Origin of the sequence: Pseudomonas sp. NS1(2017), from assembly GCF_002269425.1 — a bacterium.
Classification (GTDB): domain Bacteria; phylum Pseudomonadota; class Gammaproteobacteria; order Pseudomonadales; family Pseudomonadaceae; genus Aquipseudomonas; species Aquipseudomonas reactans.
Genome location: NZ_CP022960.1, coordinates 1,827,590 through 1,840,227 on the forward strand (window position 1 = coordinate 1,827,590; position 12,638 = coordinate 1,840,227).

At 62.0% G+C, this 12,638-nt stretch carries 7 protein-coding genes; 6 read left to right on the forward strand and 1 reads right to left on the reverse strand.

Translation table 11 applies throughout. The annotated features are described in order from the left end of the window. The first annotated feature begins 124 nt into the window (after positions 1-124). The 5 genes from aroB to hemE all read left to right on the forward strand — a co-directional run bounded on the left by aroB (position 125) and on the right by hemE (position 10,227). Positions 125-1,225 carry a 3-dehydroquinate synthase gene (gene aroB / locus CI807_RS08760; protein WP_095014390.1) on the forward strand — a complete coding sequence of 367 codons (1,101 nt, stop codon included), beginning with the start codon at positions 125-127 and terminating at the stop codon, positions 1,223-1,225. A gap of 10 nt (positions 1,226-1,235) precedes the next feature. Beyond that, positions 1,236-2,801: an SPOR domain-containing protein gene (locus tag CI807_RS08765; protein ID WP_095014391.1), complete on the forward strand. Its 1,566-nt coding sequence runs from the start codon at positions 1,236-1,238 to the stop codon at positions 2,799-2,801. Between the two features lie 352 nt (positions 2,802-3,153). Further along, on the forward strand, positions 3,154-7,599 hold the full coding sequence (gltB, locus tag CI807_RS08775; protein WP_095014392.1) for a glutamate synthase large subunit: 4,446 nt from the start codon (positions 3,154-3,156) through the stop codon (positions 7,597-7,599). A gap of 32 nt (positions 7,600-7,631) precedes the next feature. After that, on the forward strand, positions 7,632-9,050 hold the full coding sequence (locus tag CI807_RS08780) for an FAD-dependent oxidoreductase (RefSeq protein WP_010213750.1): 1,419 nt from the start codon (positions 7,632-7,634) through the stop codon (positions 9,048-9,050). 109 nt (positions 9,051-9,159) lie between these two features. Further along, positions 9,160-10,227 carry a uroporphyrinogen decarboxylase gene (gene hemE / locus CI807_RS08785; RefSeq protein WP_071482671.1) on the forward strand — a complete coding sequence of 356 codons (1,068 nt, stop codon included), beginning with the start codon at positions 9,160-9,162 and terminating at the stop codon, positions 10,225-10,227. Positions 10,228-10,284: 57 nt separating this feature from the next. On the opposite strand, the gene CI807_RS08790 is transcribed toward hemE, so the two are convergent. Further along, positions 10,285-11,511 (reverse strand): MFS transporter, encoded by a 1,227-nt coding sequence (locus CI807_RS08790; protein ID WP_371857999.1) that lies wholly within the window; start codon positions 11,509-11,511, stop codon positions 10,285-10,287. Between the two features lie 172 nt (positions 11,512-11,683). Here CI807_RS08790 and CI807_RS08795 point away from each other — a divergent pair, with 172 nt between their 5' ends. Next, positions 11,684-12,577: a LysR family transcriptional regulator gene (locus CI807_RS08795; protein ID WP_095014394.1), complete on the forward strand. Its 894-nt coding sequence runs from the start codon at positions 11,684-11,686 to the stop codon at positions 12,575-12,577. Positions 12,578-12,638 lie beyond the last annotated feature (61 nt).

The following is a 12,638-nucleotide window of genomic DNA, read 5'->3' on the forward strand; positions in this document are numbered from 1 at the left end:
GCCCGGCTCGAAATGCGCTATTCTCGGCGGCGCGCTATCACCCTGTGGGGTGTGGCGTAGAGCCATCAGGTGACGTCAGAACGTGACGTCATCGGTCGTCACACCATCTCTAACGCGGGGACACATGCAGACACTTAAGGTCGATCTAGGCGAGCGCAGCTACCCGATCCATATTGGCGAAGGTCTGCTGGACCAGCCCGAGTTGCTCGCACCGCATATTGCTGGGCGGCAAGTGGCGATCATCTCCAACGAAACGGTCGCGCCGCTGTATCTTGAGCGTCTGAGCCGCAGTCTGTCGGCCTATTCGGTGATCTCCGTGATCCTGCCCGACGGCGAAGCCCACAAAAACTGGGAAACCCTGCAACTGATCTTCGATGGCCTGCTCACCGCACGTCATGACCGCCGCACCACCGTGATCGCCCTGGGCGGCGGTGTGATCGGCGATATGGCCGGCTTTGCAGCGGCCTGCTACCAGCGTGGCGTGGACTTTATCCAAGTGCCGACTACCTTGCTGTCCCAGGTCGATTCGTCGGTGGGCGGCAAGACCGGCATCAACCACCCGCTGGGCAAGAACATGGTGGGCGCGTTCTACCAGCCTCAAGCCGTGCTGATCGACACCGCGACCCTCAACACCTTGCCGCCGCGTGAGCTGTCGGCGGGCCTGGCGGAAGTCATCAAGTACGGGTTGATCTGCGACGAGCCGTTCCTGACCTGGCTGGAAGAGCACGTGGATGCCCTGCGCAACCTCGACCAGGCGGCACTCACCGAGGCGATTTCCCGCTCTTGCGCCGCCAAGGCGCTGGTGGTGAATGCCGACGAACGGGAGTCCGGCGTACGGGCCACTTTGAACCTGGGCCACACCTTCGGCCATGCGATCGAAACCCACATGGGCTATGGTGTGTGGTTGCATGGGGAGGCCGTAGCGGCTGGCACGGTGATGGCGTTGGAGATGTCGCAGCGCCTGGGCTGGATCAGCGCCCAGGAGCGTGATCGTGGCATCCTCCTGTTCCAGCGAGCTGGCTTGCCGGTCATTCCGCCGGAGGAGATGACCGAGGCGGATTTCCTCGAACATATGGCAATAGACAAGAAAGTGATCGACGGTCGACTGCGACTGGTGCTGCTGCGCCATATGGGCGAAGCGGTGGTGACCGACGATTATCCGAAAGAGATTTTACAGGCCACGCTGGGAGCGGATTACCGCGTCCTGGCCCAGCTTAAAGGTTAATAAGATCCCGATGACTAGTTTGCATGCCGACGAGGCGTTCCTCGGCCATTACCAGTTGAGCCACGACCCTTTTGCTCCACGGGTGCCTGGCTTCAAATTTTTCCCGGCCCAGCGCAAGCCAGTGCTCGGCCAACTGCACCACCTCGCGCGCTACAGCCAACTGCTGCTGGTCGTGACCGGCCCGCTGGGCAGTGGCAAGACCCTGCTGCGCCAGGCCCTGGTGGCCAGTACCAACAAGCAGTCGGTACAGAGCGTGGTGGTGTCGGCCCGTGGTGCCGGTGATGCCGCAGGCGTGCTGCGCCAGGTCGCCCAGGCGCTGGACGTGGCCACTGCCGAGCCAAATGCGATCCTCAAGCAAGTGGTGCAACTGGGCCTGACCGGCCAGGAAGTCTACCTGCTGGTGGATGACGCCGAGCAGCTCGACGAGTCCGCCCTGGAAGCGCTGCTAGCGCTGGCAGCCGGTACGCCGGAAGGTCGCCCGCACGTGTTCCTGTTTGGTGAGTCGTCGCTGATCGCCGAGCTCGAGCAGATCAGCGGTGACCAGGAGCTGTTCCACGTCATCGAGCTGCAGCCGTACGAAGAGGAAGAAACTCGCGAATACCTGGCTCAACGCCTGGAAGGCGCGGGGGCCGGTATCGAACTTTTCTCCGCTCAGCAGATCTCTGATATTCACGAAAGCTCCGACGGCTGGCCTGGCACCATCAACCAGGTTGCCCGCGATGCCATGATCGAAGCCATGATTGCCAGCCGCACTGCGGTCAAGCGTCCAAAGATGGGGTTCACTATGCCTAAGAAACACGTATTGGCTATTTCCGCCGTTGTCGTGGTCGCTGTCGCCGCCGCCTGGTTGATCCCAGGCCGCAGCAAGGCACCGACGACGGCCGGCGCGCCAACCGAACAGGCGCAGTTGCCACTGGGCAAACCCACGCCAAACGTCGAGTTCGCCAACTCCGGCCAGCCGACCAACCTGCCGATGGTCGGCCAACCGGTGATGCGTGGTCCGCTTGCCGAAGAGGCCGGTGGCATCTCCGAAGGCGACGACGGCGTGCCGGTGGAAGGCTCCAGCGCCACTCCACCAACCGTGACCACCACTGCCCCGCCTGCGGGCGTGCCAGCCGGTCAGCCGGCTGCAGTTGCCAAGCCGACCCCGGCACCGACTGTCGCCACTGCCAAGCCTGCGCCTGTGACCAAGCCGGTCGCGCCTGCGCCAGTCGCCAAGCCGACCCCGGCTCCAGCGGCCAAACCGGCTGAAAAACCGGCCGCCACCGTTGCCAAGGCCGGCGCTGCTGGTAGCAGTTGGTACGCCAGCCAGCCAACCGGCAACTTCGTGGTGCAGATTCTCGGCACCAGCTCCGAAGCCAACGCCCAGGCGTTCGTGAAAGAGCAGGGCGGCGAGTACCGTTATTTCAAGAAAGTGCTCAACGGCAAGCCTCTCTACGTGATCACCTACGGCAACTTCTCCAGCCGTGCAGCCGCCGATTCTGCGATCAAAACCTTGCCAGCGAAGGTCCAGGCTGGTAAACCTTGGCCTCGCACTGTTGCCAGCGTTCAACAAGAACTCGCAACAACTCGCTGAAGATCCGGCGGCCTTACCCAGGCCGCCCTCCCGGCACCTCAAAAAAATCCGCAAGTGCGTGCTGCCCTTACAGGCCGCGCGCTTTGTGGTGTCTGCGTCACAGTAGCTTTTGAGTCGTAGCGGTCAGAATTAAAAAAGTTTTGACTAGCACAGCATATCGCTTTAAACCTTTCATAAATGCGACATAGATTTGCGACATTTCGTCGCTAAATTTGTGAGCGTCTGTGTCGGTGTGTACAATGACCTCCCTTTTGCCCCCGCTAAGCCGGCGTACGTTCGGCGTGGAAGGTAACCGGTTGAATTGAAAAGAAATTTGCCTCGATATAAGAGGCAGCCTGGTGAGAAAGTGTCTATGAAAGCAGGTCTGTACCAACCCGATGAATTCAAGGATAACTGCGGTTTCGGCCTGATAGCCCATATGCAGGGCGAGCCCAGTCATACCCTTTTGCAAACGGCCATCGAGGCCCTGACCTGCATGACCCACCGCGGTGGGATCAACGCCGACGGCAAGACCGGTGACGGTTGTGGCTTGCTGATTCAAAAGCCCGACCAGTTCCTGCGCGCTGTCGCAAAAGAGCAATTTGCGGTCGACCTGCCCAAGCAGTACGCCGTGGGCATGGTGTTTTTCAACCAGGACCCGGTCAAAGCCGAAGCCGCTCGCGAGAACATGAACCGCGAGATCCTGGCCGCCGGCCTGCAACTCGTCGGCTGGCGCAAAGTGCCAATCGACACCAGCGTGCTCGGCCGCCTGGCCAACGAGCGCCTGCCGCAGATCGAGCAAGTGTTCATCGCAGGCGACGGCTTGAGCGACCAGGACATGGCGATCAAGCTGTTCACCTCGCGTCGTCGTTCGTCGGTGTCCAATGCCGCCGACACCGACCACTACATCTGCAGCTTTTCCCACAAGACCATCATTTATAAAGGCCTGATGATGCCGGCGGACCTCACCGCCTTCTATCCAGACCTGAGCGATGAGCGCCTGCAAACCGCAATCTGCGTGTTCCACCAGCGCTTCTCCACCAACACCCTGCCGAAATGGCCGCTGGCCCAGCCATTCCGCTTCCTCGCCCACAACGGCGAGATCAACACCATCACTGGCAACCGCAACTGGGCCGTGGCTCGTCGCACCAAGTTCGCCAACGACCTGATGGACCTGGAAGAGCTCGGCCCGCTGGTCAACCGCGTGGGCTCCGACTCCTCCAGTATGGACAACATGCTCGAACTGATGGTCACCGGCGGCATCGACCTGTTCCGTGGCGTGCGCATGATCATTCCGCCAGCGTGGCAGAACGTCGAGACCATGGACCCGGACCTGCGTGCGTTCTACGAGTACAACTCGATGCACATGGAGCCGTGGGACGGCCCGGCCGGCGTGGTCATGACCGACGGTCGCTACGCAGTGTGCCTGCTCGACCGTAACGGTCTGCGGCCGGCGCGTTGGGTCACCACCACCAATGGCTTCATCACCCTCGCGTCGGAAATCGGCGTGTGGAACTACAAGCCCGAAGACGTGATTGCCAAAGGCCGCGTTGGCCCTGGCCAGATCCTCGCCGTCGACACCGAAACCGGGCAGATCCTCGACACCGATGCCATCGACAACCGCCTGAAGTCGCGTCACCCGTACAAGCAATGGCTGCGCAAGAACGCCCTGCGCATCCAGGCGACCATGGAAGACAACGACCACGGTTCGGCGTTCTACGACGTCGACCAGCTCAAGCAATACATGAAGATGTACCAGGTCACGTTCGAAGAGCGCGACCAGGTGCTGCGTCCGCTCGGCGAGCAAGGCTACGAGGCGGTTGGCTCCATGGGCGATGACACGCCAATGGCCGTGCTGTCCCAGCGCGTGCGCACGCCGTACGACTACTTCCGCCAGCAGTTCGCCCAGGTGACCAACCCACCGATCGACCCGCTGCGCGAAGCCATCGTGATGTCCCTGGAAGTGTGCCTCGGTGCCGAGCGCAACATCTTCCAGGAGTCGCCTGAGCACGCTTCCCGCGTGATCCTCAGCTCGCCGGTCATTTCCCCGGCCAAGTGGCGCTCGTTGATGACCCTGGATCGCCCGGGCTTCGACCGCCAGATCATCGACCTGAACTATGACGAGAGCCTCGGCCTTGAAGCCGCTGTGCGCAACGTCGCCGACCAGGCCGAAGAAGCCGTGCGCGCCGGTCGTACCCAGATCGTGCTGACCGACCGCCACATTGCGCCGGGCAAGCTGCCGATCCACGCTTCGCTGGCCACCGGCGCGGTGCACCACCGCCTGACCGAAAAAGGTCTGCGCTGCGACTCCAACATCCTCGTGGAAACCGCCACCGCCCGCGACCCGCACCACTTTGCGGTGCTGATCGGTTTCGGCGCTTCGGCGGTGTACCCGTTCCTCGCGTACGAAGTGCTGGGCGACCTGATCCGTACCGGTGAAGTGCTGGGCGACCTCTACGAGGTGTTCAAGAACTACCGTAAGGGCATCACCAAGGGGCTGTTGAAGATCCTGTCGAAGATGGGTATTTCCACCGTCACCTCGTACCGTGGTGCACAGTTGTTCGAAGCCATCGGCCTGTCCGAGGAAGTCTGCGACCTGAGCTTCCGTGGTGTGCCGAGCCGTATCAAGGGCGCGCGTTTCGTCGACATCGAAGCCGAGCAAAAAGCCCTGGCAGCCGAAGCCTGGAGTGCGCGCAAGCCAATCCAGCAAGGCGGCCTGCTCAAGTTCGTGCACGGTGGCGAATACCACGCGTACAACCCGGACGTGGTCAACACCCTGCAAGCCGCCGTGCAGCAGGGCGACTACACTAAGTTCAAGGAATACACCTCGCTGGTGGACAACCGCCCGGTGTCGATGATCCGCGACCTGTTCAAGGTGAAGACCCTGGACACGCCGATGGACATCAGCGAAGTCGAGCCGCTGGAATCGATCCTCAAGCGCTTCGACTCCGCAGGTATCTCCCTGGGCGCCTTGTCGCCTGAGGCTCACGAGGCCCTGGCCGAAGCCATGAACCGCCTGGGTGCGCGTTCCAACTCCGGCGAAGGTGGTGAAGACCCGGCGCGCTACGGCACCATCAAGAGCTCGAAAATCAAGCAGGTCGCGACCGGCCGTTTCGGTGTGACCCCGGAATACCTGGTCAACGCCGAAGTGCTGCAGATCAAGGTGGCCCAGGGCGCCAAGCCCGGTGAAGGCGGTCAACTGCCAGGCGGCAAGGTCAATGGTTTGATCGCCAAGCTGCGTTACGCAGTGCCGGGCGTCACGCTGATTTCGCCACCGCCGCACCACGACATCTACTCGATTGAAGACTTGTCGCAGCTGATTTTCGACCTGAAACAAGTCAACCCGCAGGCCCTGGTCTCGGTGAAACTGGTAGCAGAAGCCGGCGTGGGCACCATTGCCGCCGGTGTGGCCAAGGCCTATGCCGACCTGATCACCATCTCCGGCTACGACGGTGGCACCGGCGCTTCGCCGCTGACCTCCATCAAGTACGCGGGCGCACCGTGGGAACTGGGCCTGGCCGAAACCCACCAGACCCTGCGTGGCAACGACCTGCGCGGTAAGGTGCGTGTGCAGACCGACGGCGGCCTGAAAACCGGCCTCGACGTGATCAAGGCCGCGATCCTCGGCGCCGAAAGCTTCGGCTTCGGCACCGCGCCAATGATTGCCCTGGGCTGCAAATACCTGCGCATCTGCCACCTGAACAACTGCGCCACCGGCGTCGCCACTCAGAACGAGAAGCTGCGCAAGGATCACTACATCGGCACAGTCGACATGGTGGTGAACTTCTTCACCTACGTTGCCGAAGAGACCCGTGAGTGGCTGGCCAAGCTGGGCGTGCGTTCTCTCGAAGAGCTGATCGGTCGCACCGACCTGTTGGAGATCCTCGAAGGCCAGACCGCCAAGCAACATCACCTGGACCTGACGCCGCTGTTGGGCAGTGATCACATTCCGGCCGACAAACCGCAGTTCTGCGGCGTCGAGCGCAACCCGCCGTTCGACAAAGGCCTGCTGGCCGAGAAGATGGTGGAAATCGCAGGCGGCGCGATCAGCGACGCCAGCGGTGGTGAATTCGCTCTGGATATCTGCAACTGCGACCGTTCCATCGGCGCACGCATCTCCGGCGAAATCGCACGCAAGCACGGCAATCAGGGCATGGCGAAAGCGCCGATCACTTTCCGCTTCAAGGGCACTGCGGGCCAGAGCTTTGGCGTGTGGAACGCCGGCGGCCTGCACATGTACCTGGAAGGCGACGCCAACGACTACGTGGGCAAGGGCATGACCGGCGGCAAGCTGGTGATCGTTCCGCCTAAAGGCAGCGTCTACAAGACCCAGGACAGTGCCATCATCGGCAACACCTGCTTGTACGGCGCCACCGGTGGCAAGCTGTTCGCCGCCGGCACCGCCGGTGAGCGTTTCGCCGTGCGTAACTCCGGTGCCCACACCGTGGTGGAAGGCACTGGCGATCACTGCTGCGAGTACATGACCGGGGGCTTTGTCGCGGTACTGGGCAAGACCGGTTACAACTTCGGTTCGGGCATGACCGGCGGTTTCGCCTACGTGCTCGACCAGGACAACACCTTCGTCGACAAGGTCAACCACGAGTTGGTCGAGATCCAGCGGATCAGCGGCGAAGCCATGGAGTCCTACCGGAACCACTTGCAGCACGTGCTGGACGAGTACGTCGAGGAGACCGGCAGCGAATGGGGCCGCAACCTCGCCGAAAACCTCGATGATTACCTGCGTCGTTTCTGGCTGGTCAAGCCCAAGGCTGCCAACCTGAAATCGTTGCTTTCCAGCATCCGTGCCAACCCGCAGTGATATGCGCCTGAAGAGTTTGATGAGGTTTTAACATGGCTGAACGTCTGAATAACGACTTCCAGTTCATCGATGTCGGGCGCAAAGATCCGAAGAAGAAACTGTTGCGTCAACGCAAGAAAGAGTTCGTGGAAATCTACGAACCCTTCAAACCCCAGCACTCGGCCGACCAGGCCCACCGTTGCCTGGGGTGCGGTAACCCGTATTGCGAATGGAAGTGCCCGGTGCACAACTTCATTCCCAACTGGCTCAAATTGGTGGCCGAGGGCAACATCCTCGCTGCCGCCGAACTGTCGCACCAGACCAACACCCTGCCGGAAGTGTGCGGCCGGGTGTGCCCGCAAGACCGTCTGTGCGAGGGTGCCTGCACCCTTAACGACGGCTTTGGCGCGGTGACCATCGGTTCGGTGGAGAAGTACATCACCGACACCGCGTTCGCCATGGGCTGGCGCCCGGACATGTCCAAGGTCAAGCCGACCGGCAAACGCGTCGCCATCATCGGCGCCGGTCCTGCCGGCCTGGGCTGCGCCGACGTATTGGTGCGCGGCGGCGTGACCCCGGTGGTGTTCGACAAGAACCCGGAAATCGGCGGCTTGCTGACCTTCGGTATCCCCGAGTTCAAGCTGGAAAAAACCGTCCTGAGCAACCGTCGTGAAGTGTTCACCGGCATGGGCATCGAGTTCCGCCTGAACACCGAAATCGGCAAAGACGTGACCATGGAGCAATTGCTCGAAGAATACGACGCCGTGTTCATGGGCATGGGCACCTACACCTACATGAAGGGCGGTTTTGCCGGTGAGGATCTGCCGGGCGTGTACGACGCACTGGATTTCCTGATCGCCAACGTCAATCGCAACCTGGGCTTTGAAAAGTCGCCGGAAGATTTCGTCGACATGAAAGGCAAGAAGGTTGTGGTGCTGGGTGGTGGCGACACCGCGATGGACTGCAACCGCACCTCGATCCGCCAGGGCGCCAAGTCGGTGACTTGTGCCTATCGTCGTGACGAAGCCAACATGCCCGGCTCGCGCAAAGAGGTGAAGAACGCCAAGGAAGAAGGCGTGAAATTCCTCTACAACCGCCAGCCGATCGCAATTGTCGGTGAAGACCGCGTCGAAGGCGTGAAGGTGGTCGAGACCCGTCTCGGCGAACCGGACGCCCGTGGCCGTCGCAGCCCCGAGCCGATCCCGGGTTCCGAAGAGATCATCCCGGCTGACGCCGTGGTCATCGCTTTCGGTTTCCGCCCAAGCCCGGCGCCGTGGTTCGAACAGTTCCAGATCCAGACTGACAGCCAGGGCCGCGTCGTGGCCCCGGAACAAGGCCAGTACAAGCACCAGACCAGCAACCCGAAGATCTTCGCCGGTGGCGACATGGTGCGCGGTTCTGACCTGGTGGTAACCGCGATCTTCGAAGGCCGCAATGCCGCCGAAGGGATCCTGGATTACCTGCAAGTCTGAGCTGTGATACCCGCGACAAATTGACCCGATAGACAAAAGGCACGGCTCATACCGTGCCTTTTGCGTCTGGCTCTGAGAAAATGCCCGCACTTTTTTTGCGGATGCCGACATGACTGCCCTCAAGAACGACCGTTTCCTTCGTGCCCTGCTCAAGCAACCCGTGGACGTCACCCCTGTGTGGATGATGCGCCAGGCCGGTCGCTACCTGCCGGAATACCGCGCCAGTCGCGCCAACGCCGGCGACTTCATGAGCCTGTGCATGAACCCGGAGTTCGCCTGCGAAGTCACGATGCAGCCGCTGGACCGCTACCCACAACTGGACGCGGCCATCCTTTTCTCCGACATCCTCACCATCCCTGACGCCATGGGCCAAGGCCTGTACTTCGAGACCGGCGAAGGCCCGCGTTTCAAGAAAGTCGTCAGCACCCTGGCCGATATCGAAGCCTTGCCGATCCCCGATCCGCACAAAGACCTCGGCTACGTGATGGACGCCGTGAGCACCATCCGCCGCGAGCTTAACGGCCGCGTGCCGCTGATCGGCTTCTCCGGCAGCCCCTGGACCCTGGCCACTTACATGGTCGAAGGCGGCTCGTCGAAAGACTTCCGCAAGACCAAGGCCATGCTCTACGACAACCCTCAGGCCATGCACCTGCTGCTGGACAAGCTGGCGCAGTCGGTCACCTCCTACCTCAACGGCCAGATCATGGCCGGTGCGCAAGCCGTGCAGATCTTCGACACCTGGGGCGGCAACCTGTCGGCGGCGGCGTACCAGGAGTTCTCCCTGGCCTACATGCGCAAGATTGTCAGCGGCCTGATCCGCGAACACGAAGGCCGCAAAGTGCCGGTCATCATGTTCACCAAGGGCGGCGGGCTGTGGCTGGAAAGCATTGCCGACGCCGGTGCCGACGCCCTCGGCCTGGACTGGACCTGCGACCTCGGCGAAGCCCGTCAGCGCGTGGGCAACCGCGTCGCGCTGCAAGGCAACATGGACCCGACCGTGCTTTACGCCAAGCCGGAAGCTATCCGCACCGAAGTTGGCCGCATCCTCGCCAGCTATGGCAAAGGCACTGGGCATGTGTTCAACCTCGGCCATGGCATTACCCCGGAAGTGAACCCGGAGCATGCCGGCGCGTTCCTGCGCGCGGTGCATGAGTTGTCAGCGCAGTATCACGAATAACACGCAATACAAATGTGGGAGGGGGCTTGCCCCCTCCCACATTAAAGCCAGAAAAACTCAGGCCTTCGCTTGCCCCAACGGCGGCAACTTCGCCAGCTTCAACGCCACCAGCAACGCGCCGATCAGCAGCGCCACGATAAACGCCCCAATCCCATTCCACCCGGCAAAATGCCAGAAGAACCCGCCGGCCGTCCCGGCAATACTCGACCCCACGTAATAGCAGAACAGGTACAGCGATGACGCTTGCCCCTTGGCCTTCACCGCACGACGGCCGATCCAACTGCTGGCCACCGAGTGGGCGCCGAAGAAGCCGAAAGTGAAGATCAGCATGCCCGGTACCACCAGCCACAGTGGAGTGAACAAGGTCAGGGCCATGCCGGCCAGCATCAGCACGATGGTGCCCCACAGCACGCGGCGGCGGCCGAGGCGGTCGGCCAGTGAGCCGATTTTCGCCGAGCTATAGATACCCGAGAGGTACACCAGCGACAGCAGGCCGACCACGGCTTGGCTCAGGTCGTAGGGATCGGCCAGCAGGCGATAGCCGATGTAGTTGAACATCGTCACGAACGCGCCCATCAGCAGGAATGCTTCGAGAAACAGCCACGGCAGGCCGGCGTCCTTGAAGTGCATGACGAAGCCATCCACCAGGCTGCGCGGCTTGAGGCTGGTTGCGCGGAAGTTGCGCGATTCGGGGAGGATTTTCCAGAACACCATGGCGGCGATCAGCGCCAGGGCGCCGATGATCAGCATGGCGGTGTGCCAACTGACGAAGTCGATCAACACGCCGATGATCAGGCGTCCGCTCATGCCACCAATCGCGTTGCCGCCGATGTACAAACCCATGGCCAGGCCGATGTGCTGCGGATGGATCTCTTCGCTCAGGTAGGTCATGGCCACGGCGGCCAGACCGCTGAGCGACAGGCCCACCAGTGCGCGCATCAATAGGATGCCTTCCCAGGTCGGCATCAGGCCGCTGGCGATGGTCGCCAGCGCGGCGCAGAACAGCGCGGAGACCATCACCGGCTTGCGCCCCAGGCGGTCGGAAATCGGCCCGGTGATCAACAAACCACAGGCGAGCATCGCCGTGGCCACCGACAGGATCAGGCTGCTCTGCGCGGCGTTGATAGAGAACTCCTGGGACAGCGCCGGCATCATCGGCTGCACGCAATACAGCAGCGCAAAGGTGGCGAAACCACCGGAGAACAGCGCCAGCACCGTGCGCATGAACATCGGCGTGCCTTTTTCGATGAACTCGTCATTGAGCTGGGCCACCACCTCATCCAGGGCGGTGGGCGGTACGTCTTGAGCGAGTGGAGCAACAGCAGCTTTCACGGGGACCTCGGGGAGGAAGAGCGTGCCAGGACAGGCAATGCAAAAAAGAATATAGCTCCCTAATGATTCTTTCCAATATATTGTTCGACCTGTTTGATAGCTTTAACGACCTAATGAGGCTCCCATGGAATTGCGTCACTTGCGGTACTTCATCGCCGTCGCCGAAGAACTGCATTTCGGCCGGGCCGCGCAGGTGCTGGGCATCTCGCAACCGCCGCTGAGCCAGCAGATCCAGGCGCTGGAGCAGGAAGTGGGGGCGCGGTTGTTTGAGCGTACCAACCGTCGGGTCGAACTGAGTGAAGCGGGGCGGTTGTTCCTGCAAGAGGCGCGATTGGTGCTGGCGCAGGTCGACAAGGCGGCGGACGTAGCGCGCCGGGCGCAGTTGGGTGAGCTGGGCGAACTGAAGATTGGCTTCACCTCGTCGGCACCGTTCAATTCCAGCATCCCCCAGGCGATCTTTGCGTTTCGCCAGGCATTCCCGGCGGTGCATCTGAACCTGCAGGAGATGAGCAGCACCGAAGTGGCTGAGTCGCTGGTGGATGAGTCGATACAAGTGGGCCTGATGCGGCCGCTGCCGTTGCCAGATTCGCTAAGTGTGGTCGAGTTGATGCGTGAGCCACTGGTGGCGGTGTTGAATGCCGGCCATCCGTTGGTGGAGGGCAGTGAACGTGGCTTGCACCTGGCGCAACTGGCGCAGGAGCCGTTCGTATTTTTCCCACGCACCTACGGCAGTGGCCTCTACGCCCAGTTACTCAACCTGGCGCGTGATGCCGGCTTCAGCCCGCACTTTGCCCAGGAGGCCGGGGAGGCGATGACCATCATCGGCCTGGTAGCGGCGGGCTTGGGCGTGTCGGTGCTGCCGGCGTCCTACCAGCGCATTCGGATCGATGGCGTGGTGTATCGCACGCTGCTGGACCAGGAGGCGATGACGGCGGTGTGGCTGGTGCAACGCAAGGGCGCGCAGACGCCGATGGCAGAGGCGTTTGTGGAGTTGTTGACGCGCAAGGCTGCCCAATAGCCTCCGGCAGGCAGGCAGGTTGTTGTGGCGAGCGGGCTTGCCCCGCGTTGGGCTGCGAAGC